The organism is Paenibacillus sp. ATY16, from assembly GCF_003399985.2.
GTDB lineage: Bacteria > Bacillota > Bacilli > Paenibacillales > Paenibacillaceae > Pristimantibacillus > Pristimantibacillus glycanilyticus.
Map to the genome: position 1 here is coordinate 123,654 of NZ_NMOK02000016.1, position 26,878 is coordinate 150,531.

Below are 26,878 nucleotides of genomic sequence, written 5' to 3' on the forward strand. Positions count from 1 at the left end.
TTTCCCGGTGGTGCGTGTACAGCTGCTGGCCATCCCATTGTTGATAATGATTATCAGTTTTGATACATACATGATAACCATTCTCAATGCCACTGTCAACCGTACCCAAGTCCTTAATCCTTCGCCTTCTTCTAAAGCTTTGGATTGCATGGTCAGCTGCGTGAAATTCGACACCAGTAGCAGCCATGCCATACCCGCATGACTGCTCTCGCTCGCAAATGTGCGTAATGTTACAAGGTATGCCTGCTCCCGCCAAAATATTAGTCTTGCTGACAAATTTTCCGTTCAACTTGTCAGACCGGCTTGTCACCGCCTTGCACTTTATGCAGCATATTTCACTCCTTTAAGCCGATTCCCCGTTCTACGTTGCACGAAATGCAGTAAATATCCCTTTTAACCCCCGGAAAGAGCCTATCTAAGCGAAATATCCTGCGTGTGATATATCGTACCGGCGGCGCGTCGTGGGATAGCGCGTTATGCGCTACATACGAAGTGATATTGCGGTGCTGTATGCGGGAATTCGAAATGCGGCCTGGCGGGGCGGCAAGTAAGCGCGCTGTATGCAGAGTGCGATATGTTATACACCTGACATGCGAAATGCGGCCTGGCGGGGTGGTCTACGGGTGACGTATAGATATAGATGTGCTGCATGCGGAGGCTTTCCTTCCCACAAATAAAAACGCCCGGCGGCTACGGCCGCCCGGGCGTCATTGCGTTCCACGCCGAAGCTAGGCGTCGAACGTTCTTAATCGTTTGATATCTTGAATCGGCGCTAGGCCGAACATTCTGGCATATTCCCGGCTGAATTGAGACGGGCTTTCGTAGCCTACCCGGAAGGCGACATCGGCGGCGTTCACGGGCTCGGATAATAATAAGCTGCGGGCGGCCTGCAAACGCAAATGCTTCTGGAACTGAATCGGGCTCATGGCCGTCACTTCCCTGAAATGCCTATATAGCGTGGGAACGCTCATGCTCGCGATTGCCGCAAGCTCGTCGATCCGGATTGATTTCTCGTAATTCGTCTTTATATGGTCGATGACCTCTTTAATCCGAAAGGCTCCTCCGCCTTCAATTGCCAGCTGCTCCAGGCTGCCCCCATGCTTGCTCTGCAGGACGCGGTACAGAATCTCTTTTATTAAAAGAGGCGCAAGCAGCGGAATATCATCCGGCCGTTCCAGCAGTTGCACGAGCCGATGGGTCGCATCCGTCAAGGAGCGTTCCATCCGGGCGATAAACAAGCCGCGTCTAGCATGCTCCTGTGGCCGGGGTTGTAGTCCCGATTCCTTCATAACGCCCAGAATTTGCTCAGGCGAGAACTCCAGCTTCAGGGCCAGATAAGGTTTATCGGCCGAAGCTTCAAGGATCTGGCTAATCACCGGCAGCTCGACGGAAGCCACAAGGTACTCGTCCGGGCTGTAAGGAAAACGCTCCTCTGCAAGCGACACTTCCTTCTTTCCTTGAAAGACAAAACAAATGGAACGACTATGAACGCCATGCGAGGGTTCCATCGGTTGATTTTGGCGAAATAAAAACAGGGAGGAAATCGGAGTCTCGTGGACGCCGTTTCGTTGTCCGGTAAAACGATCAATAAGCTCAGCGGTTGCCTTATAAAGCTCAAGCGTAGATTCAGCCATATCTTATCTTTCTCCTTGAACTGCCGATTAATGCTCCCATCATAATATACAAGCGGTGCATGAGCAAATGCGAGTGATAAGATCAGGCAAGCTTATGAGATGATCGTGATACCGGCTCCCGATTCAGCTGTTGCATAATGAAGGAGCTCGAGCTAGACCAGCTACGATCCCACAACCATCCATTGGAGGAGATATATAATGTTAACCCCGCAAGCACCTATCGGCTCTGGATTCGGAGCTTCGTCAACTGCCGCCGAAGTCATTAAAGGCATCGATTTGACCGGTAAAATCGTTATGGTCACAGGCGGCTATGCCGGTATCGGATTGGAAACCGTCCGCGCATTCCGTTCCGCCGGCGCCAAAGTTATCGTGCCTGCCCGCGATATGGCGAAGGCGAAAGCCGCTCTCGCCGACATGCCTGACGTCCTGCTGGATACAATGGACCTGCTGAATCCTGCTTCGATCGATGCGTTTGCAGAGCGGTTCCTTAGCCAATTCGATAAGCTTCATATTCTCGTCAACAATGCGGGCATTATGGCCGTGCCGCTGACGCGCGACGAACGGGGCTATGAATCCCAATTCGCGGCCAATCATCTTGGCCATTTCCAGCTTGCATGCCGTCTGTGGCCAGCACTTGTCCGCGCGGAAGGAGCTCGCGTCGTTGCGCTCTCCTCTTTCGCTCATCGGCGTGCGGGTATCGACTTCAACGACTTGAACTTTGAAAGACGCGAGTACGATACCTGGGCGGCTTACGGACAATCCAAAACCGCAAATGCCTTATTCGCGGTCGCGCTTGACTCCATCGGCAAAAGCCATGGCGTACGCGCCTTCTCCGTCCATCCGGGCGGTATCGCAACCGATCTGCAGCGCCACTTGTCGCAAGCGCAGCTCGACTCCTTGGACATGTTCGACAAGTCGGGCAAGCCGATCATCAATCCGGAAAACAACCGGAAGACTCCTGAGCAGGGTGCGGCAACGAGCGTCTGGTGCGCAACCAGCCCTAAGCTGGAGGGAATTGGCGGCGTCTATTGCGCGGACTGCGAAATCGCTGTCGCGCTGCCAAGCGACGACTCGACCGAAATGCACGGCATACGCCCCCGCGCAACCGACCAAGTTGCCGCCGGCCGTTTGTGGCAGCTCAGCGAGCAGCTTACAGGTGTTAAACTTGATCTAAAATAAGATAAGAAAAGAGGCTGTCTCCATGAATGGGAGACAGCCTCTTCTATATTCCTACCAGCGGTACGTGCCGACGGTTCCGGCGGGAAGCGTCGCAACGAACTGTTTGCCGTCGCAAAGCACGCGGAACGGCTGTTCCACTTCCGTCTGATTGATAACGACCATAACAAGCTTGCCGTCCGGATTGCGGAACGCCACATTGGTTACCGTCTCCGGCGACCCGTAAGTGCTGCCGATCCGGTAAGCGCCGCGCTCGACAAAGCGGGAATATTGCGCAAGCAGGTTAAACTCCGGCGTACGCCAGAACCGGCTTGGCTCATCCGCATCCTGCACAAGCATCGTTGGGCCGGGCTGCCCCAGCCATTGATGCGTGCCGATCTTGCTGTCGAGCATCGTTACCCAAGCGTTATAGCTGCTGGCATAGTTGCGGAAATATTGCGCCATCCGGTCTGCGCCGGCCGTTCCCCACAGGGAACGCTCCGTCAAATAAATCGGCTTCTCCGGATAAGCCGCATGAATCTCGCTCATCACTTCCGGCGAACCGTCATAGTCATGGAGCGCGATGCCGTCAACCGCCGCATAGCCTTCCGAATCATTCAGTATAGGCGTGACATAACCCATCGCATCCTCAAAGTTGTGATCAAAGATCCAAAGCTCCGTTGCCAGACCATGCTCCTCGAACTCGCGCTTCAGGGCAAGCGCCAGCTCGCGCTGACGTTCAGGCGACATGTAGCAGCTTGGATAGTCGGTCTCGAGCAGCGGCTCGTTTTGCAGCGTCATCGCGCAGACCGGAATGCCATGCTCCCCGTATGCCTGAATAGCCATGCGGTAATATCTCGCCAGCGCTTCCGTGTACTCGGCGCCTTCCTTCAGGCTTCCCCGCTTCAGATCGCCGTTAGTCTTCATCCAGGCCGGCGGGCTCCAAGGCGAAGCGAAAATTTTTGCATCCGGCACGGCCTTTAGCAGTCTCTGTACCGTTTCGAAGATCGACAGATCGATATCCTTCTGCACGCTGAAATGCTTCAGTTCGAAATCGGTCTCTCCCTCGGGAAGATCGTTATACGTATAGAACGGCTGCGCGGTGAAATCCGAGGTCCCGATCGTAATCCGGAACAGATTAAAGCCCAGACCCTGCTCCTTGTCCGCCAGCTGCTGAATAAAGCTCGCCTGCGAAGCAGCGTCCATCTTCAATAGATTGTTGATCGTTGTCTCTTCCACCGAAGTCCCGATACCCAGCATCTGTTGGTACGTATGTGCAGGCGTAACTAGAATCGTCGTTTGATCCGAGACGGAAGGAGCGGTTAATGCCAGCTTCGGCTGGCCGCTTAACGCATAAGCCGGGTCCGTTGGCCCTTCAAACCAGCGCGTGTTCCCCGGGGTCAATTCCGAGCTAAGCCATACTTCAACTTCTTTTGTCGATACTGCCGTTTTGAGTATTGCAGACAATTGCATCTCCTCCTCTATCCCACTTTGTTTTGTTATTTGCTATTAGCCGTTCCCGGCCATACAAACGTAGCCACCGCGCCTGCCGGCATCGTGTAAGCAAACGATTTGCCGCCGAGCTTAACTTTCAATTCTTTGTCTTCGCTTGCCGCATTCAGCGCAACCAGTACGATGCTGCCGTCCGGATTTTTGAAGGCGACCTGCTCGATCTCCCCGCTTACCGACTCGCCGGATTCAATGCGGTATGCACCGGATTTCACGAATTTGCTCGCATGGCCGAACGAATAGTACTCCGAGTTAAACGTCACATCGCCGGAGCCCTGATTAATCGTTACGACGCCCATGCAATCCTTGCAGCCGCCGATCGTTGGCCCATAATTCTCGTCGAGCGCAAGATTCCATTTCAAGACTACCTTCGACCAGTTGCGGGTTGCGCCGATAATCAGGTTCTCCATATCCCATTTCAGGTTGCCGCCGAAGTCCGTTGACCAAGCCCCGCCGCTGCTTTCGGTGAAATAGAGATTTTTATCCGGATAAGCTTCATGCACCTGTGCCTGATTGCCAACCTCGCCGGCATAGCCGTGGAAAGCCGTTCCGTCTACGTATTTCGAGGCATCCGGATCGTTCAGAATGGTTAGCGGATAATACGGCTCATCCCAGTTATGATCCCAAACGACGATCTTGGACTTGATGTTGTTCTTCTCAAACGCAGGACCAACAAAGTTCTTGATCAGTTCGGCCTGCTCGACCGGCTCCATCCGCATGCCCGGATAATCCTCCGGCGTATAATGAGGCTCGTTCTGAAGCGTGATCGCGTCAAAAGGTACGCCTTCCGCTTCGTAGCCCTGAATCATTTTGACAAAATAATTCGCAAACGGCTCATAAGCATCCGGCTTCAGGCTGCCCCCGATCACGGAGTCGGTTGTCTTCATCCAGCCCGGAGCGCTCCATGGGCTACCCATCAGCTTCAGATCCGGGTTGATCTTAAGCGCCTGTTGAAGCGTCGGAATGATGTACTCCTTATCGTGATCAATCGAGAAATTCTTCAGCTCCGGATCGTTTTGACCGGAAGGCATATCGTCGAAGGTATAGTTCTTCACGGCGAAATCCGATGCCCCAAGCGGAACGCGCATATAGCTGATGCCAATTCCCTTCTCATGGTCGAACAGCTTATTCATCAGTTCTTCCCGCTGTGAATCGTTCAGCTTATTGGCAATCAGCCAAGCCGAGGAATCCGTCAACGAAGCGCCAAAGCCGTCCATCTGCTGGTAGACCTTCCGGTCATCGATCGTAATGACATTTTCTTCGGAATCCTTGGCCTTCGTCAGCTTCAGGCTTTCCTCCTGCTGCAGCAGCTTGCTCTTGTCGGGAGTCGTCAGCCACACCTGAACCTGCCCGGCAGCAGAGCTTGAGCTGCCTGAATGGCCACCGCTGCAGGACGTGGCCAGCAATGCTGCCAGCAAGACGGGAAGCATAACGGTGCTAAACCTTCTCATTCGCCGCTCCCTCCAGCTTTTGGCCCAAGCCGCCTTTATGACGGGTAATTGCGCCGTAATCGCGGCGGATGAGCGGTGCAACCGGCTTCTCCGTGCCGCGGTCCATATGGATAATGCCAAACGTATCGATCCAGTTGTTGTGGTTCACGTACCAGTCGTACATAATCCAGAAGTCGATGCCGGCTACGTAGCCGTCCGGATTGTCCTCTCCCTCCGCACTCAGGGTCCCCTTCTCCATCAAGGCGCGAAGAGTTTCTTCATAAGTAAGGACCTGCTCGCCTTCCATGCCGCCGGAGGACCAATGGCCGAACTCGGTATTAAGGATGGGTTTATCCGGGAAGATACGGTTTGCTTCCTCCAGGAACTGCCGTGTCCCTTCGTAATACGTCCCGCCATGGAAAATACCAAAGTACATCGTCCAGGCGGCTACATCCAGCGGTGCCATCGACGGATCATGCGGACCCGGCTGGTCGGCGGCAGAGCTTTGCGTCAGAAGCCGGCCGTCGTTGTAATTCTCTCTTAAGTCACGGACAAGGCGTTCGTTATAAGCGAGGCGAAGCCATACGTCCTTGGATTCGTTTTGCGTACTCCACATAAGCACGGACGGACGGTTATACTGCGAGAACACCATCTCGCGCCACATTTGATCGGCAAGACGCTTCTCATCCTGCGCTTCGTAATGCTCGGTCTCGAACTGCCAGAGCGGAATCTCGCTCATCGCCATAAAGCCCATCCGGTCAAGCAGCAGATACGTGTACACATGGTTCGGATAATGTCCGGTTCTAACCATATTCACGTTCAGTGCGCGGATCTGCTCGAGATCCGTGCGAATCCGGTCCCAAGCCGCCGTGCGTCCGGTATCCGGCCATTCCTCGTGACGGGCAATGCCGGCCATAAAGACGGATTGCTCATTGAGCAGAATTCGGGTCTTATCCGTCCGTACCGTCCGAATGCCGAATTGCGTGCTGAACGAGTCCTGCGCCAGAGTCGCGGATCCTGCCGCTGTCAGCCGGAAGGTCGCGACATACAAATATGGCTGCCAGACCGACCACAGCTTAGGATCCCGTACAGTCACTTCGAATTGCACAACCTTCACTTCATCCGGCTGCAAGGCGAGCTCCGTGCGCATCGGTTTATCCGTTACGGCCGGTACGCCAATCAGCGAGGAAGCCAGCGGGGATTGCAGGAAGTTAGGCGATTCCGGGTCTGCCTCGAGCAGACTGCCTTCCAGTCCTACCTGAACCGCATCATTGCCGCGGTTATGCAGCACGACCTTCACGTCCAGCTTGCCGTGCACATCAAGCGGAACGATATCCGCCCGGACGATCGCGGCCTGAGGAGTGATTTCAATATAGAGATCATGAATAATGCCCGTATAATTGAAGAAATCCGTTCCCGCTACGGCCGGAATCGTATCCTTCCGGCTTCCCCATGGCGGGTTGTCGACTCGGATGCGGATCTCATTGTCTCCCGTGCGCAAATAGGCCGTTAGATCAAAGGCAAACGGAGTAAATCCGCCCTCATGGCAGCCTACCCATTCCCCGTTGATCCAAATATCCGCTACATAGCTGATGCCAAGCGATTTGAGCGTGTAAGCATAACCTTCATTTTTGCTTGCAATGGTGAATGCTCTGCGGTACCAGACGCCGTCCTCATACGTCTCCGCCGCATTCGTTTCAGGCAAGCCGCTCAGCTTGTTCTCCGGCGAAGGAACGGTATGCGGCTGCCACAGCTCGTTTGTTGTACCGCGGACATATTCCCCTTCCCGGCTCTCCAGCTCCGTCAGCCAGCTCTCGCTGCGGTCCGCCATCGAGAAATCGTGATCCATCGACAGGCGGCGCTTCTGCCACTCGCCGTTCAACGTGATCTTGCCTCTTGTCTGAGGCTCGAAGGAAGGTACCGGAATACCGTTCTGAAACGGGACATTTACGCCATTCACTTTTTCCAGCGTTAAGGTTGTCTTCAGCATGATGTCTCTCCTGTCTCTCTTTAATGAAGTGAAATAAAAAAGGAAGATGAGGACGAATGCGTACGCCGATCCCTTACGCACAGGTCACACATCCCCCTTGGTCATGCAAAACCTATTATTTTATTCCTTGCGCGTCAAACGATTTGTTCGCTTGCTCTTGCACGTATTTCAGTACATCGTTCACGCCGGCTGCTTCCAGCTGCTTGCGGTAAGTCGCGAGCGCCTTATCCACGTCTGGAACAAGACCCATCATCAGAGGCATGCCGTATTGCTGAATAACCGAGTTAACGGCTGCTTGCTGCGATTTCACAGGAGCATAGTCCATGATAACTTGCGCGAAGATGTTTGGTTTGCTTTGCGATTTGAACTCTTCAAGCAGAGCGTCGAAGCCTTCCCAGCCGCCGGCTTGCTTCACGCGTTCCATCGATTCCACGCGGTAGCCCCAGCTTGCGATACCATAGCCTTTGAAGTCTTTTGCATCTACACCCGCAGGAGGCGTAACGATATGCTTGCCGTCTGCATCCATCGAGTAGTCCGTGCCTTCAAGGCCATAGCTCATGAGATCATAGTACTTCGGATCGCTGCGCAGCTTGTCGAGAACCATCAGGGAACGCTCTGCGTTAGGCGCGCTCTTCGGAATAGCCATTGCATTGTTAACCGACAATGTTGGCATCGTCAGGTTGTGGAAACGGCTGAACGGGAAGTAGCCAAGCTTGATATCCGGATTTGATTTTTCCATACCTACGATGAAGCCGCCTGCACCTGGAGCATTACGCCAGTACACGGCACCTTGACCGGTTTTGATTGCGTCGCCGGCTTCTTTTTGATCAGACAGAGTATCGGATTTCCAGAAGCCCTTCTCCGACCAAGTCTTCATCTTCTTCACCCACTCTTCAAACTCCGGAGTGAACGGATAAGCTACGATGTCGCGCGGAGTGTCATACGATTTCGCTACGATTACGCCGCTGTCGCCGCCGATTTGCTGGTAGCCTTCGAATGCTTTGAACATCGTGAATACTTCGTTGTAAGCTTTGCCGTTAATCGGCGTGATGCCTTTGGCTTTCTTCACGCCTTCCAGGTAAGCCTCGATGGAGTCAACGTCCTTGATCTCCGGAAGACCAAGCTCTTGTCTCCAGTCGTCACGGTACACAAGGCCGTCCGGCGTGTATTCCGGATAAGTTGCTGGAACCGCGTAGATTTTGTCGTTAACCGTAGCTTCCTTCCAGTCCTGCTCCGATACGCTGCTCCAAGTTGTAGGAGCGTACGTTGGCAAGAGGTCGTTCAGAGGCATAAAGGCGCCTTGGTTTGCGAATTTATAAAAGTCCGCCCATGAGGAGGCGAAGATCATATCCACTTTCTCGCCGGAAGCAAGCAGCAGGTTATATTTGGTCTGCCAGTCCGTCCACGTCGTGAAGTTCAGCTTAACGGTCGTATTCAAGTCTTTCTCAAGCATTTTGTTCCATTCCGCAACAACTTTCTCCTGATCCGGAGCCGGATCGCCGAGCAGGTACCAAGTCAATTGAACCTTTTTCGAAGTGTCCGGAGTTTTTGCATCCGTGCCTGTGTTCGAGCTTGCTTCCGTACCCGGATTCGCGCTTGCATTCGAGGATTTGTTCGAATTGTTGTTATTGTCGGAACCGCAGGCTGCAAGCATACTTGCCATAATAGCCGTTGAAACGAGCACAGTGCCCATTGTTTTTATCTTTCTTTTCATGCTTGATGACTCCTCCTTTTATTTAGTGAACCTATATGTTAGCCGGCCTTGGGGCCGGTTCTAACCTTTCACGGCGCCGATCGTCAGCCCTTTTACGAAGAAGCGCTGAACGAACGGGTACAAGAATACGATAGGACCGGTCGCGATAACGGCTGCGGCCATCTTGAGCGTCTCGGCCGGAGGCTGGAACGTAGGAGACAGGTTGCCTGCCACGTTTGTCTTCAGGACGGCTGCGCTTGCGAGAATCTTGTACAGCAGGAACTGCAGCGGATAATGGGATTCGCTTGTAATGAACAGATTCGCCATGAACCAGTCGTTCCAGTAGCCAAGCGCCATAAACAGGCCGATTGTGGCAAGACCGGGACCGGAAAGCGGCAGGATCAGTCTCAGATAGATCGTAAATTCGCCCGCGCCGTCAATTTTGGCCGATTCAACGATGGAATCCGGAATCGACTTCATGAAGTTTTTCATGAGAATGATGTTCCATGCGCTCAGAAGCGTCGGCACGATAAGCGCCATATAGGTATCTTTTAAATCAAGGTGCTTCGTAATCAGGATGTACCAAGGAATCAGACCGCCGCTGAACAGCGTCGTGAAGTAGATGAAGAACGACAGCTGATCGCGGTATTTGAAATCTTTGCGGGACAGAACGAAGCCCGCCATGGAAGTCAGGAACAAGCCAACTGCCGTACCGACAACCGTAATAAAGATCGTTACTTTGTAGCCGTCGAAAATTTGCTTCGGATTACTGAATGCGGCTTTGTAAGCATCCAGGGAGAAGGTCTCCGGAATAAGGCTGAAGCCTTTCGATATAATCTGGATCTCCGGCGTAAACGAGCCGGAGACGATAAGCAGGAACGGCAGCAGGCACAGCACGGTCAGGATGGTGATCAACACGTAACCCATGATGTTAAAGACGATTGTTGCTCTTTCCATTTTAATTTTCATGTCGATTCCCTCCTTAGAACAGTGCGTAGTCCTTCTGCACTTTCCGAATGATATAGTTAACCAAGATAATTAACACGAAGCCAAAGAGCGATTGATAAAGACCGGCTGCCGTACCCATGCCGATATCGAAGTTAACCGCAAGCGAGCGGTATACGTACGTATCGATAATGTCGGTCGAGTTGTAAAGCATGCCGTTGTTGCCGATGATTTGATAGAACAGATCGAACTGCCCTTTCAGAATGCCGCCGAGGCTGAGCAGGATCAGCAGGATAAACGTTGGCACAAGCAGAGGAAGCGTAATATGCCTAACCCGCTTGAAGATGTTTGCTCCATCGATCTTGGCTGCTTCGTGGTACTCATCGCTGACGCTCATAATCGCCGCCAGATAGATAACCGTACCGTAGCCAAGCCCTTTCCATACATGGAAGAAGACGATGATGTATTTCCACGGCGCCGTATGCAGGTAGAAGTCGTAAGGCTGCAAACCAAGCGACGTCAGCATCGTGTTCACAACGCCCGCATTCGAGAAAAGGTTAAATACGAAAGCGCCTACAAGGACGAACGAAACGAAAAACGGCAGGAACATGATGGACTGCGTCGATTTCTTGAACCATTTACCCGGCAGCTCGCTTAGGAAAATCGCGCAAGCCAGCTGCAGGACGTTGCTGATAATAATGAAGGCGATGTTGTAGAGCACCGTATTTTTCGTCAGGTTCCACAATACCCCCGAGTTGAACAGGAATTCGAAGTTCTTGAATCCGATGAACTCTCCCCCGAACAACCCGCCGTCAAAGCTGAACCGGGTGAACGCGTAGTAGACCCCCACCATCGGAACGTAGGCAAAGACAATAAAGAATAACAAGGCAGGCGCAATCATGAGGAACAAAATTCGATTCCGTACGAGCTCCTGGAAAAAACCTTTCATACCGGCATTCCTCCGTGACTTCAAAATAAGCTGAATGAATTTAAAATGTAATCGATTTCTTTCCTCTGCAAAAAAAGAGGCCTTACTGCGAAGCTTCGCTGCTCTTCACGGGATTTCTGTCGAACATGGACGATTCCCGGATCAGCAGCTTGGACTCGACCTTGAAGGTTCGTTTGTCCTTGAATTCATTGTTGTTCATCTGGTCAATCAGCTTCTCCGCGAGCAGCGCCCCCATCGTGTATTTGGGCTGATCAACCGTGCTGAGACGAGGCACAATGTACTTCGTAAGCCTGATATTATCGACGCCTACAATCGCCAGCTGCTGCGGTACCTGTATCGATAATTGCTTGCAGGCTTTGTACACGCCTAAGGCCATCTCGTCGTTAGCCGTAAAAATCGCGGTAAAGTCATCGTTCTTCTCGCGCAGCCTCATAAAGCTGAGGTAACCGCCGTCTTCATTGAAATCTCCGTTGTCGATGAGATCCGGCACGAAGGGCATCCCTGCGTCTCGAAGCGCTTTCATGTAACCTTCAAGACGTTCGTAGCTGTCGATGGCATCCGCGTATCCGCTCAGGAACGCGATCTTCTCATGCCCCTGCCCGATTAGATGATTCACAACGTCCCTGGCGATCTTCACGTTATCGGTGAAGGCGCAAGGAATTTGTTCGTGGTCGATATTTCTCCCGATTACGCCAATACTGTAGCCATCCTCCACCAAAGCGATGAGCTCCTTGTTAGTCATCTCGGGGGTAACGAAGATCATGGCGTCAACGGTTCTGTTCTGCAGCAGGGAAACATATTCGAGCTCCTTCTGCTTCTTGTTCTGCGCATCGCAGATAATGACGTTGTAATCGAGAGAGTTTGCCATATTCTCGATGCCTTTAATGATCTCCGCGAAATAAGAAACTTCGATGTCCGCGACAACAACGCCAATCTTCATTGTTTTCCTGGACCGCAGGTTCTTGGCCATGGCATTCGGCGTGTAATTCATCTCCTGAATGGCCTCGAGCACCCGCTTCTTCGTTTTCTCGCTTACTAGCTCGCTTCGATTCAACACTCTTGAAACCGTGGCTACGGACACTTTTGCGCGATTCGCTACGTCAATGATCTTACTCTCGTTCATTGCATCACTTTCTTTTTGCCTGACTTTTATACACCGATATTAGCACGTGCTGAAATCGATTTCAATAACATTTTTCGAAGTTTGTCCGGATTTTTTTAGAAAACCCTCATAAACCGCGTAGTTATGGGCTTTCTCTTGTTTTCTTGGATGTTGACGTAAATCAAATCTTTGTGAAATCGATAACAAAGTAGAGAGGGAATTCGCTCGTTTTCTGAAAATAAGCCTAAGTTTCGCTGATTTTTGCGTTTCGATTACATTTCGTAACGCATTCTAGCGTATGTCACTCCTGATACAGCACGCAGTACGCTAAAATGCACGAGCCCAGCATAATTAGCCTGCTGGGCAGCTTTTGATGCGCCATTTAGCCAAGTAACTAGAGTTAGTTGAAGTGCCGCCGCGCTTACGTTGCATGAAATGCACCATATTGGTGGAAATACACCAGGTAGCTCGATATATCCTGCACGGAATGCAGGATATCTGAGAAAAGCAGCTCTAACGAGCCCATTTAGGCGCATTATCCTGCATTCTGAGCAGCATATTTCGCCCATGCTGCCCGAAATGGGCATATACACTGCACTTTAGGCAGCATATATAACGGTCCAGCTGCCTGCTGGCACGAAAGCGTACGAACCAAGTAACTCTAGTTAGTTAAAGTGACGCCGCGCGCCTACGTTGCACGAAATGCATCATATTGGTGCGATTAGACCAAGTATCTAGACATATCCTGCATGGAATGCAGGATATCCGAGAAAAGCAGCTCCAACGAGCCCATTTAGGCGCATTATCCTGCATTCTGAGCAGCATATTCCACCCATGCTGCCCAAAATGGGCATTTACGCTGCACTTTAGGCAGCATATAGATCGGTCCAGCTGCCAGCTGGCACGTACGCGTACGAACCAAGTAACTAGAGTTAGTTAAAGTGCCGCCGCGCGCTTACGTTGCATGAAATGCACCATATTGGTGGAAATACACCAGGTAACTCGATATATCCTGCACGGAATGCAGGATATCATAGAAAAGTAGTCCCAACGAGCCCATTTAGGCGCATTATCCTGCATTCTGAGCAGCATATTTCGCCCATGCTGCCCGAAATGGGCATTTACGCTGCACTTTGGGCAGCATATAGATCGGTCCAGCAGCCTGCTAGTGCATACACGTCGAACCAAGTAACTAGAGATAGTTGAATTGCCGCCGCGCGCCTACGTTGCACGAAATGCACCATATTGGTGCGATTAGATCAGGTAACTCGATATATCCTGCATGGAATGCAGGATATCCGAGAAAAGCAGCTCCAACGAGCCCATTTAGGCGCATTATCCTGCATTCTGAGCAGCATATTCCACCCATGCTGCCTGAAATGGGCATTTACGCTGCACTTTAGGCAGCATATATAACGGTCCAGCTGCCTGCTGGCACGAAAGCGTACGAACCAAGTAACTCTAGTTAGTTAAAGTGCTCCACCATTAACGGGCGTCTGCGACCCCGCAAGGTTACAGCTCTAACCAGACAACAAAAAAGCTGCCAAATGGCAGCTTCCACGTTCAAGAACGATGGCGGGCCAGCCAGCCAAAGTTCTCCTACCCTCTATTCGGTTCCCTTTATTAGCGCTTAAAGCTGGATGATTCCCTTTTGATCAGCTTGGACTCTATCACGTACTTTTTCTGCGCGCTTTGTTCGTTTCCGTTCATCTGGGCGATCAGCTTCTCGGTGAGATGGGCGCCCATCTCGTATTTCGGCTGCTCCACCGTGCTGAGGGACGGCAGCAAATATTCCGTGATCCGGTTATTGTCGACGCCAACGACCGCCATGTCCTCCGGAATGCGGATCCCCCTCTCCCGGCAGGCCCGGTATACCCCTAGAGCCATTTCGTCATTCGCGCAATAGACCGCCGTAAACGATTGATTGCGCTCAAGCAGACGGCTGAACGCCTGATAACCCCCGGTCTCCTCGAAGTCGCCATTGTCTATCAAGGTAGGCAGGAACGGAATCTTCCCTTCCTTAAGAGCCTTCATGTAGCCTTCCATCCGCTCATAGTTCTCGAGGGAATCGGAATAACCGCCGATGTAGGCAATTTGCTGGTGACCCTGCTCAACCAGATGCCGCACCGCCTCATGCGAGAACTTTACGTTATCCGTCTTGCAGCTGAGTATATTCTCGTGTACGACTGCCCGTCCAACGACGCCAATGACATAACCCTTCTGCACGTAATCGTTGATGGTATCGTCGCTGACGCGCGGTGTAACGAGAATCATGCCGTCCACCGTCTTGTCCGGCAAGAGTCCCAGGTACTCCAACTCCTTCTCGATTTGGTTATCCGAGTCGCAAATGAGCACTTTATATTTATGCGCGTACGCCTTGTTCTCAATTCCTTTAATAATCTCGGAGAAATAAGAGACGTTAATATCCGGAACGATAATGCCTAGCGTCATCGTCCGCTGGGAACGCAGATGCTTGGCTGCCGCATTCGGATGGTAATCCATCTCCTCGATTGCTTTGAGAACCTTTATTTTCGTTTTCTCCGATACAAGACTGCTCTCGTTCAGCACACGCGATACCGTAGCGGCGGATACGCCTGCCCGCTTCGCAACATCCACTATTTTTTTGTCCACGATATGATCCCTTACCGTAACGTTTTTTCTAATTATATGGGTAAATTCTAGCAAGTTCAATACAACCGCACGCTATAAATAGTCCTTTGGAGCAAAAAGAAAACCTCTGTCATACGGACAGAGGCTAGGCTTACAGCTGAAGCCGCAGCTTGATCACAATTTGATCCTGCTGGAACTCCATATTGCCTATCGCAATCAGGCTGGGAAGCTCAATCGGGACAACGATCCGGTCAAGCCGGTCCTTCCCCAGATCATAATTCTTCACGGTCAAAGACAAGGGCTCGAAAGTCAGATTCGGCGCCTGCCAGCTCATTTTGTAAGTAGCAAGCATGCCTACCGGCAAAAAATCGCGATAAGTCATATTCAGATGAGCAATCAGCCTGTCGCCGTTCACCTCAAAACGCGCACCGTCCAAGGTCATATCCGGAGGAAGCGACGCGGGGCTGCTTTGCAGCTGGCTTTTGATCAGATTGTTCACATCCGATTCCGACAAAACGATTTCGGGCTTCAGATTGGCAACCATCTCAACCGCTTTATCCTTTATGGAGACCGGATCATAAGATAAATCGAGCTTTTCGTCGGGAGCAACATAGGATTTGAGCCACAAGCCCCCGCCTGCGGCAATGGCAGCAAGCAGCACCACGATAACGATCAGCCATTTCAGCCAGCGGAACATTTTGTCTACCTCCTTTTCGCCTACATAACAACAAAGATAATGCTATAATGAATCATCAGTGTTTGTCGAATCGCGACTATTAACGAGGTGACTTTTATATTATGGAATTCCAATCATCCTATTCCTCCAAGATCGGACTTGAAGATATCGTTCATGCGCAAATGCATCTGAAGGATGTCATTACCCGCACGCCCCTGCAATATAACCGCGTTCTCTCCGAGCGCTATGGCTGTAACGTATACCTGAAGCGCGAGGATCTCCAGATCGTCCGTTCGTTCAAAATCCGCGGCGCTTACCATCTCATGCGCTCCCTGCCGCCGGAGCGTCTTGCCGTTGGCGTTGTCTGCGCAAGCGCAGGCAATCATGCCCAAGGGGTGGCATACTCCTGTCAGGCGCTTGGCGTACAAGGCAAAATCTATATGCCAAGCACGACGCCTCGTCAAAAGGTGAATCAAGTCAATTTCTTCGGCGGCGACTTTGTCGAAGTGATCTTGACCGGAGATACGTTTGACGATGCATATGCGGAAGCGGTAGCCGAATGCGAACGCGCCGGCATGGCTTTCATCCATCCGTTTGATGATCCAAAGATCATCGCGGGCAACGGAACCGTTGGTCAAGAGCTCATGGAAGCAGCCGAGACGGTGCCGGACTATGTGCTAGCATCCGTTGGCGGAGGCGGCCTGGTAGCAGGCATTGCTTCTTACGTGAAAACAGTTTCCCCTCAGACGAAGGTTATCGGCGTGGAGCCGGAAGGCGCACCATCGCTTCGCGTCTCCTTGGATGCCGGAGAAGTGACGCCGCTTGAGCACATCGACAAATTCGTGGACGGTGCCGCCGTCAAACGGATCGGCGATCTGACCTTCTCGATCTGCCGCGAGCTTCTCGATGACGTACGAACCATTCCGGAGGGCAAGATCTGTACCACCCTTCTTGATCTGTACAACGAGAACGCGATTGTCGCGGAGCCTGCGGGCGCTTTGCCGATTGCCGCACTCGACATGCTGCGCGACGAAATCGCGGGCAAATCGGTAGTTTGCGTCATCAGCGGCGGCAACAACGACGTCGACCGGATGCAGGAAATCAAAGAGCGCTCGCTCATCTATGAAGGACTGAAGCATTATTTCATGCTTAGCTTTCCACAGCGAGCAGGAGCGCTCCGAGAATTTCTCGATGATGTCCTTGGACCAAATGACGACATTACCCGATTCGAATATACGAAGAAGCATAATAAAGACAATGGGCCGGCCCTTGTCGGCATTGAGCTCAAGCAGCGCGAGGACTACGCGGCGCTTATCGGGCGGATGCAGAAGAAAGGCTTCCAGTTCGTCGAGCTGAACAAAGACCCTGTCCTCTTTAATCTTTTGATCTAATCAATAATAGGCTTTATACGGCGCGCCGACGGCTTACCGCTTGCTGAACTTTTACCAAGCGTAGGCTTTCGGCGCGTCTCCGCCTGGACCCGGGAAAATCTCGTCGATCCGCTTCAGCGTAGACTCGTCGAGCGTCAGCTCAACCGCGCGCAGCGAACGCTCGAATTGCTCCAGCGTACGCACGCCGATAATCGGTGCCGTAACGGCAGGGTTCGCGAGCAGCCATGCCAGCGATACCAGATCCTCCGGCGCTCCCAGCTCATCGCATAACGCCCCGTAAGCGTCCAGCTGCGGCTTCACCTGCGCGAAGCGCTCGTTTCTCTCGCCGCTTCTGCGGCCGGCTCCACCGTGGCGGTGACTGCCGGACAGCAGACCTCCGTCCAGCGGACTCCACGGGATAACGCCAAGACCAAGCGCCTTCGAAGCCGGAAGCACTTCCAGCTCAGGGAGACGGCAAAGCAAATTGTATTTATGCTGTTCGGAGACAAGACCAAGCGCACCTCTCGCCTTGGCTTCCCCTTGCGCCACCGCGATATCCCAGCCTGCAAAGTTGCTCGACCCTACGTAGCCGATTTTACCCTGGTGCACAGCCGTCTCGAAAGCCCCCCACAACTCGTTCCAATTCACGTTGCGGTCAACGTGATGCATCTGGTACAGCTCGATATGATCCGTTTGGAGACGGCGCAGCGAACCTTCCAGATGGCGGCGAATTTTATAGGCGGAAAGACCTGCTTCGCGGTTCGGACCGTCATAAGGATCATGCATGTCGCCGTATACTTTGGTAGCGAGCACTGTTTTCTCGCGGCGTCCTCCGCCTTGCGCGAACCAGCGTCCCATAATTTCTTCCGTGCGGCCGGAGTTCTCGCCCCAACCGTAAATATTCGCGGTATCAAAAAAATTAATGCCTGCGTCAAGCGCCGCATCCATAATGCGGAATGCTTCCTTCTCGTCCGTATCAACGCCAAAATTCATCGTTCCCAAGCAAAGCCGGCTTACACGAAGGCCGGATTGGCCCAGATAAGTGTACTTCATCTCCCGATTCACTCCCACTTTGTGAGTTTTCCCTGCTGCGCGTGCGGCAACCCAAGGAAAATCTCAGATTAAATTTTGGATACATGTCCCATTATACAAAATTAACATGAGGGAACCAACATGATCACAATGCGTTGACATTGTTCCGCTATACTTGCGGCAGGAGGTGTGCATCTATTGGTTCGTGCTAATAACGGCTATCAGCCTAAGGTGCTGATTTTGTATGCTTCGTATGGGGAAGGCCATTTGCAGGCCGCCAAAGCGATCCGCGACGCGCTGGAAGAGGCGGGCAATAACCGCACCGTCATGGTCGATCTGATGGCCGAGTCTCACCCTTGGCTGAACGAGATGACTAGACGGGTGTATTTGAAAAGCTATACGCATATCCCTCATTTGTACGGCTGGGTCTACGATATGACTCGGCCCATGAAGCATAACTCCCTGTTCGGCGGCTTCCTTCACTCCTTCGGCCGCGACAAGATCAAGAAGCTGCTGCAAAAAGAACAACCCGACGCGGTGATACATACCTTTCCTTTCTTCGCGCTGCCTGCCCTTCACCGCCGCCGGCTCAGCAAGACGATCCATCCCGGAGCTACTATCCCTACCTACACGGTAGTTACCGATTTTGATTTGCACCGCCGCTGGGTACATCCGGGTATCGGCCGTTATTTTGTCGCTACCGACGATCTGAAGCAGGAGCTGGGCTCGCTTGGCATTCATCCCGGTCGCGTATCCGTTACCGGCATACCGCTTGGGCGAGGCTTTCAGAGCAGCCTTACTCCTTCCTTTGAGCTATTCGAAAAATACGGACTCCACCCCGAGCAGCCCGTCATTCTTCTTATGCCTGGCGCGCAAGGCGTCATGCCGGATTGCGATGAGCTATGCCGCCTTCTCCTTGAACAACATCCACGCGCGCAAATTGCGCTTGTCTGCGGGCGTAATAGCCTGCTGAGAACTTCAATAGCCGACCAATTCAGATATCATCCTTCAGCGGACCGCCTACATTTGTTCGGCTTTGTGGATCAGGTTCATGAGCTGATGTCTCTTGCAACCTGTCTCGTGTCCAAACCGGGCGGAGTTACGCTTGCCGAAGCGATATGGGCCGGTCTGCCGCTCTTCCTTTACAGGCCTGTTCCCGGCCAAGAGAAAAAGAATGCCCGTTATCTGCAATCCAAAGGAGCTGCCACCATCAGTTATAACCCCGAAGGACTGGCGGCAAGCATTATAGAGCTTATCCGTAATCCCGATCAGTTGAAGCGCAGCAAAATAGCTGTACAGCGTCTCCAGACGGAGGAGGCGGCAGCAGGCAGCATTGCCCATCATATTTTGCAGGAATGCGGTTGGAATGCAAAATTTGGTCAACGCTATAGTTAAGGGTGAAATCGTAAAGGGGCCTGACCGCTCGTGAAAAATGTGGGGATAAGGTTCGGAGCGGAGATGCGGCTCATCTCCGTGATTTTGTTTCTGGTGGAGTTCGTACGGGGCGCGGTGCTGATCAGCCTGCTCCCCATTTACGGAACGAAGGTTCTAGGCCTATCTCTGGATGTTATCGGCATAGCGATTACCGCGCATTATTTGACCGACACGCTGCTTAAAATGGTTATCGGCTATCTGCTCGACCGGTTCTCGATCCGGTTTGTCGTGCGGACAGGCCTGCTGATCTCGCTCGCCGGCGTGTTTCTGATTCAGTTCGCCAATGTAGCCTGGCTGTTCATACTGGCCTCTGCCCTGTACGGCATCGGCATGTCGCCGATTTGGATCGTCTGCCTGACAAGGGTGTCGGGCGATAAGCGTGCCAGCCAAATGGGCTTTCTGTACACCGTCTGGCTTACCGGGCTAGGCGCCGGCCCTATCGTATGCAATATTTTGCTCGACTATTATGTTAACGGCACGTACTTCCTGCTGCTCATTCTTTCGATCTTTGCGGCGTTTCTTGCTTTCTTCATGAACGGCGCAAAAGCCGGCGGACAGCAGATTCAAGCCATTCCGTTAAAACGGCAACTTGTTGCCTTAACGGAACGTATAAAAGCTATGCGAATGCTTCTGCCGGGTATGATTCTGCAGACGGCGGGCGCCAGCATGCTTGTTCCCGTCCTTCCAAGCTTCGCGGAACGCGAGCTTGGCCTTGCAGGCGCTCAATATTCCCTGCTGCTTACGGCAGGGGGCGTATGTGCGGCAGCCGGTCTTATTCCGATGGGCCGGTTATCGGACAAGCTTGGCGGCAAGAAGTGGTTTCTTATTATCGGCTTTGCCGTTTTCGCTGCCGGGCTCTATATGTTGGCATGGCGGCTTCCGTTTTGGTATTGTTTAGTTATTGTCGTAATTCTTGGTTTGTCTTATGCAGCCATTCTTCCGGCATGGAATGCTTTGCTTGCGGCTTACGTGCCTCCCAAACAGGAAGGCCTCGGCTGGGGACTGCTGTCGACCGTCGAAGGCCTCGGTGGCATGATTGGACCGCTGGCCGGAGGAATACTCGCTGCAAGCTTTGGCTCTCGCACGGTTATTTGGGTAAGCGCCGTGCTGTTTGGACTCATTGCCTTGTTGTATGTGCTGATTCCGGCAACGAAAATGAACGGCAAATGAGAAAGAACGAAATTTTTCCCGATTAGGGTTAAGTGGGGTAGGTAACAGACATGCATGTGATGGAGAGCATGAATAATTTGTACGTCCAAATGAAAAGCCTGGACCTTGAGCATTTGCAGCGAACGCTGGAAAGCTACTCGCAATTTGGCATTTTGCCCGGCATTCTGCTGCCGCTTCTCGAATCGTTCCTGCCTTTCCTTCCCTTGATCGTCATTGTAGCGGCTAACGCGAATATTTTCGGACTGTGGCTGGGCTTTCTGCTCTCCTGGGTCGGGGTGTCGATCGGAGCAATCTGCGTATTCCTGATCAGCCGCAAGCTGGGTAAGAACGTAAAGTCGAGAATCGAACGCAGGTTTCCCAAGACCGAACGGTTCTTCCGATGGGTGGATCAAAAAGGCTTTACGCCGCTTTTTCTGCTGGCCTGCTTCCCGTTCTCCCCATCGTCGATCATTAACATTGTGTCGGGCTTCAGCAAAATTTCGTTGCGCACCTTTGTTCTCGCTACCGTGCTCGGCAAGGGAGTCATGATCTTAAGCATCTCGCTGATCAGCTTTAATATCGGCAGCTTCCGCGAGGAGCCTTGGCGCATCTTCGTAACCTGTGCCGTCATTATCGTCATGTGGTTCGGCGGCAAAAAGATCGAATCCCGCTATCATGTGAATTAAGCAGTAATTTGTTCCTCTTGGCCCGTGTTGCTCATACATAACCTCCTTTCGTGGCACACTTCTAAAGAATTAACTGCCGAAAGGAGGATGGCAGCATGTCAGGTGAATGGCCGTCCCATAAACAAGTCGAAGCCAGCAAAGCGCAATCATTAGCCGATCGTACCGGCAAAGGCAAAGAGCAAGCTAGTCGGAAGCAATCCGAAGCCGATGCAGCAGCGGTACCGAAGCACGGATTATAAGCGAAGGAAGGACGAGTGGGCCATGAGCGAGCAAGAGCAGCAGCATAATCAAATGGATCCAGTGTCAGGCGAGCATGTCGAGGTGTCGGGTGTTTATAAAAACGAAATCGGCCGCGTAGAAAAGCTGGAACGCGGCGATGTATTCCCTGCCGACCTGCAGATCGGCAATACCGAATGGGAGCTTGTCGAGCTTGACTTCGACAATCACCACGAGGGCCGTACCGATCCGCGTCTGATTGCAAAAGACGACGATGATGATCCGGAAGCTCATATGCAGCATCCGCGGCGCCATAAGGGGAGCAATAAGACGGATTCTTAGGTTGCGTTTGCCGGCTGCGGTGGCGGGGAGGCTTGGGATCGGGGGTACGGGAATGTATCTCCACACATTCCCTCTACCCCTTTCCCCTGCGTTGCAGCTGGGCAAAACGCAACAAAGACCCCCTCATTGGATGAGGGGGTCTTTTTGGGTCGGCTGCATAATTCGCCGACCACTGGCCACAGGTCAGTGCCGGCTCCTTTTCAAGGGCTTAACGATGTCGCGCATCGTTAAGGTGGCAGCCGAGCTGCTTTTTTGCTGGCTTAACGATGTGGCACATCGTTAAGCTAGCTCGAAACTCTGCTTTTGGCCTTCCGCGGGCCATTTTTGTAATCCTTAACGATGTCGTGCATCGTTAAGGTGGCACCCAGGCTGCTTTTTTGAGAGCTTAACGATGTGGCACATCGTTAAGCTAGCTCGAAACCGCGGGCCATTTTGCACGATGTCGCGCATTGTTAGGACCGCAACTAAGCTGCGATTTGTGGTGCATCGCTTAAGCTTACCTTGGGGTTTCCCCCTCTTATTTCGCGCCTTGCACCAGCCGGACCATCCGTTCACCGGCTGCAGCACGGTTTTTCCGTCTTATTTGGCTGCTCAACCCCCGCACTCGAGCGGTTCGCACTCTGTAACACGTTTTTTTCCACTTACACCGCGCCTCGCACCAGTCAGACCATCCGTTCACCGGCTGCAGCACGGTTTTTCCGTCTTATTTGGCTACTTTAGCCCCACACTCGAATGCCCGCAAGTCAGACAGCTACAGCCTACTCCCGAACCGCCGCGGCGTCGGCTTTTTCGGCGCTGCGGCGCTCTTCGGGCTCGCCGTGGGGGCGCTGAATGTGGTCGACCAGTTTCTCCAGTCGCCGCAGGTGATAGGCGTATTCGAACAAGGCGGAGGCGACGAAGATCAGCCGCTTATGCTCGTCCGGGTCCTCGCGGACATAGTCGGTGAGCTCGGCAACAAGGCGTGCCTCCCGCTCTTCTCCAGGCTCCAAGGACATGTTCGGCTTCATCTTGTTCTCGATCTTCAGAACGATCGATTCATGGTACTTCGTCAAATCCTCGATCTGACTGTCGAAGCGAGCGGCCCAGTCGCCTGCCTTCGGCGTGGAGAAGTAATGCTCCTCTACGACCTCGAGCAAATCCGAACCCTTCTGCAGCGCCTTGATCATCTGCTTGGACACCAGAAGCTGGCGGGCGTGGCTGATTTTTGTGCGGGCCAGTATCTTCCGCTCTTCCTCGAACAGATTGTAGCTATCCTCAAGCTTGCGCAGCGTCTTGTGCAGCTTCTCTTTCTCCTTGCGGTACACCTGCTCCTTCATCTCGTTCGAGATCGCGGTCCGCAGCAGCAGCGACATCTGCGAGAAAGCGTGATGAACCTGCTCGGTGAACTGCTTTCTCGGCCGCGGCGGGAAGACAAGCACGTTGACGGTAAACGCCGCTCCCATCCCCGCCAATACCATCAGAAAGCGCTCAAGCGCCACCGTGGTTACCTGGCCGTGCGCTTCCATAATCGCGACAACCGTCACCAGCGTAACGCCGATGGTTGTCTCCATTCTGAGCCGGATACTAACCAGAATAACTAATATACATACAAGTCCTACCGCAATCGGCGTTTGCCCGAACAGCTTCATCGCAGCCAGCGCCATCGCTGCCCCAAGCAGATTGGTCTGGAACTGATCCAGCACCTGCTGCCAAGAGCGGTAAATGGACGGCTGGATGGTCAGAATGGCTGCGACCGTTGTAATCAACGGAGATGCAAAACCAAACATTCCGCTCAGGTAGATGGCAAGTGCGACTGCCATGCCTGTCTTGAGCACCCGCGCTCCAATCGTCATACCCAACTTCTCCTTCATGAGCGAGATTCGCCCTTCCTTGTCTTCCCTTTATTATGCCACAAACGCTAAAATAGCCAAGGTTTCCCCCTTATTAACCAGAGGATTGGAGGCTGAATCAAATCAAGCGTCGTTCTCTCCGTTCTTTGGCCGCCGTGAACCGCCCGCCATTACCGGATTCACGCAAAAAAAAGTCCGAGACGCCCCTACGGAAGCATCTCGGACCCGTCCCGATTATTAATCGCTTATTCCGTCCATATAGCTTAGCTAGATCGTTCTGGCAATCAACTCGGACAGCTGACGGGCAATGACGGTTGGCCCTGCCTGCAGCTGCTCCTCGGTAAATCTGCAGCGTACAAACGTTTCATCCAGGTCCAGCGCTTCCGCAAACAAGCCTCCCAGCCCCCGCGCACGCCGGTCTACCTGAAGCAGCAGCTCCAGCTCGCGATCGGACGAATAGAACATAACCTCCAGCTCATCAAGCTGGCCCCGGAACTGGCTGGTTGGCACAAATTCAAATTCCTGCACGAATGGCATTCCGCCGCCATGCCGCGGGGAATATTCGCATTCCGCTTGGCGCAGCCGGAAGCCAAGAAGATCCAAAGCATGGAACACCGTGTTAATGGCGCCGGTAGGCAGAACATCGATCCGGTCGTTATCCCCCGGGTCCACGCCGCCGCGCACCTCGAGCTCGGTTTTCACCCATACCGGCGCCCTGCCGATCGTAAGCGGTGTTTGATGGGGCAAGCGGAAGCTGAAAGGCACTTCCTTGGTCTCGCCAGCCTCCAGAGTAAACGGCGCACTCACAGGATAGCGCCCGATTTCGCCGTGCTGTCTGAATTTATTGTCGTTACTCTCGCGAATGTATTCGGTCATGACTGACAATTGAATGGTATCTATGTTTTGCGGAGCGTTTCCCCCTCGAATATTGACTACACCCCGAACCTCTTCGCCAGGCACGTATTGTGACTTTTCAAGAAGCGTATCGATTTTGGCGGAACCAATTCCAATACTGGCCAATAAACGATTAAACATGTCATCCATCCCTTCGCTCTTATCATTGGATTAATATTGCTTAAGCCTATTACGGCGCATTGGAAGGGAAGTTGCATTTTTCCGGAAGCGATTTAGCCTACCTGGCCCCCAGCCCTTTCTATCAGGAGCAAGATCGACTAATATAGTAGAGTAGATTACATAGAGTTTGGTTATAGTAGAAAGTAGAATGCTTTCTGCGCGAGAATCAGCTCCATTGTCACTGTAGGAGGAATTGTAATATGAGAAAAATCATTCAGGAGTTCAAGGAATTCGCCATTAAAGGGAATGTAATCGATCTGGCGGTCGGTGTTATTATCGGCGGCGCCTTCGGCAAAATCGTTACTTCTCTCGTCAACGATATTATTATGCCACCCATCGGGCGTATGCTCGGCGGAGCGGATTTCAAGGACTTATTCATTAACTTGGGCTCGGACAAGCCTTTGCCGGAAGGCATTGCGATGCACGACATCCACACTCTTGCCGACGCGACCAAATACGGAGTAGCCGTTATCGCGTACGGTCAATTCATTAACGTATTGCTGGACTTCTTCATCGTTGCCGTATGTATCTTCCTGCTCGTTAAAGGGATTAACATTCTGCGCCGCATGAAACCCGAAGAAGTCGCTGCGCCCGCGGCGCCGACGGAAAAAGAATGTCCGTACTGCTTGTCCCAAATTCCGATTAAAGCTACCCGCTGCAAGCATTGCACTTCCGTGCTGGAGGAAGGAACGGCAGCAAGCAGCTAGGATCCGGATAAAAGATGGAGGTCCCGATGGCAGAAGAACGCTTCGATATCTATGACGAACAGCTTAACCCTATTGGCACCGCAAGCCGTACCGAGACCCACGCGCTGGGCTATTGGCACCGGTCTTTCCATTGCTGGCTGACGCGCCGCGAGGAGAACAGCCGCTTCGTGCGGTTCCAGCTGCGCCAAGCCGGGAAGGATACCTATCCCGGCTATTACGATATTACGGCAGCCGGCCACCTCTCTGCCGGCGAGACGATGCAGGACGCGGTCCGCGAAATCGAAGAGGAGCTAGGCGTGGCTGCCCGCTTCGAGGATCTGATTCCCCTTGGCGTAGCACGCAAGGAAATGTTCGGCGAAGCAAAAGGCGTGCCGTTTATCGACCGCGAAGTCAGCGACGTTTTCGCGCTTGTGTGCTCATTGCCGTTAGACGATTTAAAGCTGCAAGCTGAAGAAGTGGCGGCTGTATTCGAGGCTGACGTCGAGCTGCTGATCCGGCTTTTCGAGGGAGAATTGCCGGAGCTGATTTGCGAGGGTGTTGCGTCATCGGCTGATGGCGGCCTATCCAAGGCGACGCGAGCCGTCCGAGCTGCTGAATTCGTACCTCGGGAGCCGAGCTACTACGCGTCGATAATGAGGGCTTTGCGCGATTGTACGTAACCGATACGCCGCTTGGGAATCCTGGCTTGCTGACGCTGCTATCAAAGCCGTCTGAGCGAACTCCCCAGGCCGCTTCCCAGTTCCGGTACCATTGATCAACCATCCCATGGATGTTGTAGAACTCGGTCTGCCTTGTGCAGAGGTCAAAGTTATCGATCTCCGGGTTGTTAAACAATCGCGCAGCGGTGGCATGGATACAGCCATGAACCCCGCTGTACTCTATAAAACGGCCAAACTCATCAAGCGAAGGAAATGATCGCGGATTGTAAAGAATCCGGTATAAAGCCTGCTGGTTCATGCAGGGCGCCCGTAATATTCCAGCCGGCATTTCCGGCCAGCCGGCAACGACCCTTTTGTCGTAGCCCATACGGTCGAACCAGTTATACACCTTATTGATATAATTTCTGTGGAACCGCAAGAACTGCTCGCCAAACCCGACCGGAGGTATAGTGCCCGGCGTCACATGATGCTGATGATGCCATACTGTATGCTCCTCCATCCATTCCCGAGGGAAGTTTGGGATTATCGGCATTGTCATTCGCCTCCTGTACCGTATCTTACATATCGTATGCATAGGCCGATGAATGAGTGTGGAAATGCCCGGTCAGCATAAAAAGGCAAAGCCCGCTATGCCGCCGTTGTGTTCGGGGCTTCATGCATTGCGCATTATTTATTGGCCATATGCTG

22 protein-coding genes are annotated in these 26,878 nt (G+C 52.8%); 9 read left to right on the top strand and 13 right to left on the bottom strand.

What is annotated here, in order from left to right; translation table 11 throughout:
* Positions 1-728 precede the first annotated feature (728 nt).
* Positions 729-1,634, bottom strand: coding sequence for an AraC family transcriptional regulator (locus CFI03_RS10750; RefSeq protein ID WP_248757398.1), 906 nt, complete (start codon positions 1,632-1,634; stop codon positions 729-731).
* A gap of 198 nt (positions 1,635-1,832) precedes the next feature.
* Between CFI03_RS10750 and CFI03_RS10755 the strand changes: the two genes are divergently transcribed.
* The gene (locus CFI03_RS10755) at positions 1,833-2,813 is read left to right on the top strand and encodes an oxidoreductase (protein ID WP_248757399.1); all 981 of its coding nucleotides are present in this window, start codon (positions 1,833-1,835) and stop codon (positions 2,811-2,813) included.
* 51 nt (positions 2,814-2,864) lie between these two features.
* On the opposite strand, the gene CFI03_RS10760 is transcribed toward CFI03_RS10755, so the two are convergent.
* The 9 genes from CFI03_RS10760 to CFI03_RS10800 all read right to left on the bottom strand — a co-directional run bounded on the left by CFI03_RS10760 (position 2,865) and on the right by CFI03_RS10800 (position 15,714).
* Positions 2,865-4,256, bottom strand: coding sequence for a glycoside hydrolase family 30 protein (locus CFI03_RS10760; RefSeq protein ID WP_248757400.1), 1,392 nt, complete (start codon positions 4,254-4,256; stop codon positions 2,865-2,867).
* 32 nt (positions 4,257-4,288) lie between these two features.
* Positions 4,289-5,749, bottom strand: coding sequence for a glycoside hydrolase family 30 protein (locus tag CFI03_RS10765; RefSeq protein ID WP_248757401.1), 1,461 nt, complete (start codon positions 5,747-5,749; stop codon positions 4,289-4,291).
* Complete coding sequence (locus CFI03_RS10770) at positions 5,736-7,718, bottom strand: glycoside hydrolase family 2 TIM barrel-domain containing protein (RefSeq protein ID WP_248757402.1); 1,983 nt, start codon at positions 7,716-7,718, stop codon at positions 5,736-5,738. The genes CFI03_RS10765 and CFI03_RS10770 overlap by 14 nt, the downstream gene beginning before the upstream one ends.
* Positions 7,719-7,833: 115 nt before the next feature.
* Positions 7,834-9,432 carry an extracellular solute-binding protein gene (locus CFI03_RS10775; protein ID WP_248757403.1) on the bottom strand — a complete coding sequence of 533 codons (1,599 nt, stop codon included), beginning with the start codon at positions 9,430-9,432 and terminating at the stop codon, positions 7,834-7,836.
* A 60-nt stretch (positions 9,433-9,492) separates the two neighbouring features.
* A complete protein-coding gene (locus CFI03_RS10780; RefSeq protein WP_248757404.1) occupies positions 9,493-10,380 on the bottom strand; it encodes a carbohydrate ABC transporter permease in 888 nt (295 codons plus the stop codon).
* Between the two features lie 13 nt (positions 10,381-10,393).
* Entirely contained in the window at positions 10,394-11,305 is a 912-nt protein-coding gene (locus CFI03_RS10785; RefSeq protein ID WP_012772474.1) for an ABC transporter permease, read from the bottom strand.
* Between the two features lie 82 nt (positions 11,306-11,387).
* On the bottom strand, positions 11,388-12,428 hold the full coding sequence (locus CFI03_RS10790; protein WP_248757405.1) for a LacI family DNA-binding transcriptional regulator: 1,041 nt from the start codon (positions 12,426-12,428) through the stop codon (positions 11,388-11,390).
* A 1,602-nt stretch (positions 12,429-14,030) separates the two neighbouring features.
* A complete protein-coding gene (locus tag CFI03_RS10795) occupies positions 14,031-15,038 on the bottom strand; it encodes a LacI family DNA-binding transcriptional regulator (protein WP_248757406.1) in 1,008 nt (335 codons plus the stop codon).
* A gap of 130 nt (positions 15,039-15,168) precedes the next feature.
* Positions 15,169-15,714 carry a hypothetical protein gene (locus tag CFI03_RS10800; RefSeq protein ID WP_201008972.1) on the bottom strand — a complete coding sequence of 182 codons (546 nt, stop codon included), beginning with the start codon at positions 15,712-15,714 and terminating at the stop codon, positions 15,169-15,171.
* Between the two features lie 101 nt (positions 15,715-15,815).
* On the opposite strand from CFI03_RS10800, the gene ilvA reads away from it, so the two are divergent.
* Positions 15,816-17,084 carry a threonine ammonia-lyase IlvA gene (gene ilvA, locus CFI03_RS10805; protein ID WP_248757407.1) on the top strand — a complete coding sequence of 423 codons (1,269 nt, stop codon included), beginning with the start codon at positions 15,816-15,818 and terminating at the stop codon, positions 17,082-17,084.
* Positions 17,085-17,135: 51 nt separating this feature from the next.
* On the opposite strand, the gene CFI03_RS10810 is transcribed toward ilvA, so the two are convergent.
* Positions 17,136-18,116, bottom strand: a complete 981-nt coding sequence (locus tag CFI03_RS10810) for an aldo/keto reductase (protein WP_127498870.1) — start codon at positions 18,114-18,116, stop codon at positions 17,136-17,138.
* A gap of 177 nt (positions 18,117-18,293) precedes the next feature.
* Between CFI03_RS10810 and CFI03_RS10815 the strand changes: the two genes are divergently transcribed.
* The 5 genes from CFI03_RS10815 (at position 18,294) to CFI03_RS10835 (ending at position 21,922) form a co-directional block, all read left to right on the top strand.
* Positions 18,294-19,490: a diglucosyl diacylglycerol synthase gene (locus CFI03_RS10815; RefSeq protein ID WP_248757408.1), complete on the top strand. Its 1,197-nt coding sequence runs from the start codon at positions 18,294-18,296 to the stop codon at positions 19,488-19,490.
* A 30-nt stretch (positions 19,491-19,520) separates the two neighbouring features.
* Complete coding sequence (locus tag CFI03_RS10820; RefSeq protein ID WP_248757409.1) at positions 19,521-20,699, top strand: MFS transporter; 1,179 nt, start codon at positions 19,521-19,523, stop codon at positions 20,697-20,699.
* 68 nt (positions 20,700-20,767) lie between these two features.
* Positions 20,768-21,364: a TVP38/TMEM64 family protein gene (locus tag CFI03_RS10825; protein ID WP_236013613.1), complete on the top strand. Its 597-nt coding sequence runs from the start codon at positions 20,768-20,770 to the stop codon at positions 21,362-21,364.
* Positions 21,365-21,459: 95 nt separating this feature from the next.
* Positions 21,460-21,603: a hypothetical protein gene (locus CFI03_RS10830; RefSeq protein WP_164775623.1), complete on the top strand. Its 144-nt coding sequence runs from the start codon at positions 21,460-21,462 to the stop codon at positions 21,601-21,603.
* A gap of 22 nt (positions 21,604-21,625) precedes the next feature.
* Positions 21,626-21,922: a transposase gene (locus tag CFI03_RS10835; protein WP_248757410.1), complete on the top strand. Its 297-nt coding sequence runs from the start codon at positions 21,626-21,628 to the stop codon at positions 21,920-21,922.
* Positions 21,923-22,680: 758 nt separating this feature from the next.
* On the opposite strand, the gene CFI03_RS10840 is transcribed toward CFI03_RS10835, so the two are convergent.
* Positions 22,681-23,754: an FUSC family protein gene (locus tag CFI03_RS10840; RefSeq protein WP_248757411.1), complete on the bottom strand. Its 1,074-nt coding sequence runs from the start codon at positions 23,752-23,754 to the stop codon at positions 22,681-22,683.
* 264 nt (positions 23,755-24,018) lie between these two features.
* On the bottom strand, positions 24,019-24,786 hold the full coding sequence (locus CFI03_RS10845) for a sporulation protein (protein WP_244935802.1): 768 nt from the start codon (positions 24,784-24,786) through the stop codon (positions 24,019-24,021).
* A gap of 239 nt (positions 24,787-25,025) precedes the next feature.
* Here CFI03_RS10845 and mscL point away from each other — a divergent pair, with 239 nt between their 5' ends.
* Both mscL and CFI03_RS10855 read left to right on the top strand, forming a co-directional pair.
* On the top strand, positions 25,026-25,532 hold the full coding sequence (mscL, locus tag CFI03_RS10850; RefSeq protein WP_201008977.1) for a large conductance mechanosensitive channel protein MscL: 507 nt from the start codon (positions 25,026-25,028) through the stop codon (positions 25,530-25,532).
* Between the two features lie 26 nt (positions 25,533-25,558).
* The gene (locus CFI03_RS10855) at positions 25,559-26,191 is read left to right on the top strand and encodes an NUDIX hydrolase (RefSeq protein WP_248757412.1); all 633 of its coding nucleotides are present in this window, start codon (positions 25,559-25,561) and stop codon (positions 26,189-26,191) included.
* The last annotated feature ends 687 nt before the right edge of the window (positions 26,192-26,878 follow it).

Bases quoted from the DNA above. Each gene is read 5' to 3' on its own strand.
- CFI03_RS10845 (WP_244935802.1), bottom strand. From the start codon at position 24,786: ATGTTTAATCGTTTATTGGCCAGTATTGGAATTGGTTCCGCCAAAATC.
- CFI03_RS10790 (WP_248757405.1), bottom strand. From the start codon at position 12,428: ATGAACGAGAGTAAGATCATTGACGTAGCGAATCGCGCAAAAGTGTCC.
- CFI03_RS10770 (WP_248757402.1), bottom strand. From the start codon at position 7,718: ATGCTGAAGACAACCTTAACGCTGGAAAAAGTGAATGGCGTAAATGTC.
- CFI03_RS10765 (WP_248757401.1), bottom strand. From the start codon at position 5,749: ATGAGAAGGTTTAGCACCGTTATGCTTCCCGTCTTGCTGGCAGCATTG.
- mscL (WP_201008977.1), top strand. From the start codon at position 25,026: ATGAGAAAAATCATTCAGGAGTTCAAGGAATTCGCCATTAAAGGGAAT.
- CFI03_RS10855 (WP_248757412.1), top strand. From the start codon at position 25,559: ATGGCAGAAGAACGCTTCGATATCTATGACGAACAGCTTAACCCTATT.
- CFI03_RS10785 (WP_012772474.1), bottom strand. From the start codon at position 11,305: ATGAAAGGTTTTTTCCAGGAGCTCGTACGGAATCGAATTTTGTTCCTC.
- CFI03_RS10825 (WP_236013613.1), top strand. From the start codon at position 20,768: ATGAATAATTTGTACGTCCAAATGAAAAGCCTGGACCTTGAGCATTTG.
- CFI03_RS10755 (WP_248757399.1), top strand. From the start codon at position 1,833: ATGTTAACCCCGCAAGCACCTATCGGCTCTGGATTCGGAGCTTCGTCA.
- CFI03_RS10835 (WP_248757410.1), top strand. From the start codon at position 21,626: ATGAGCGAGCAAGAGCAGCAGCATAATCAAATGGATCCAGTGTCAGGC.
- CFI03_RS10750 (WP_248757398.1), bottom strand. From the start codon at position 1,634: ATGGCTGAATCTACGCTTGAGCTTTATAAGGCAACCGCTGAGCTTATT.
- CFI03_RS10800 (WP_201008972.1), bottom strand. From the start codon at position 15,714: ATGTTCCGCTGGCTGAAATGGCTGATCGTTATCGTGGTGCTGCTTGCT.
- CFI03_RS10775 (WP_248757403.1), bottom strand. From the start codon at position 9,432: ATGAAAAGAAAGATAAAAACAATGGGCACTGTGCTCGTTTCAACGGCT.
- CFI03_RS10780 (WP_248757404.1), bottom strand. From the start codon at position 10,380: ATGAAAATTAAAATGGAAAGAGCAACAATCGTCTTTAACATCATGGGT.
- ilvA (WP_248757407.1), top strand. From the start codon at position 15,816: ATGGAATTCCAATCATCCTATTCCTCCAAGATCGGACTTGAAGATATC.
- CFI03_RS10830 (WP_164775623.1), top strand. From the start codon at position 21,460: ATGTCAGGTGAATGGCCGTCCCATAAACAAGTCGAAGCCAGCAAAGCG.
- CFI03_RS10810 (WP_127498870.1), bottom strand. From the start codon at position 18,116: ATGAAGTACACTTATCTGGGCCAATCCGGCCTTCGTGTAAGCCGGCTT.
- CFI03_RS10840 (WP_248757411.1), bottom strand. From the start codon at position 23,754: ATGACGATTGGAGCGCGGGTGCTCAAGACAGGCATGGCAGTCGCACTT.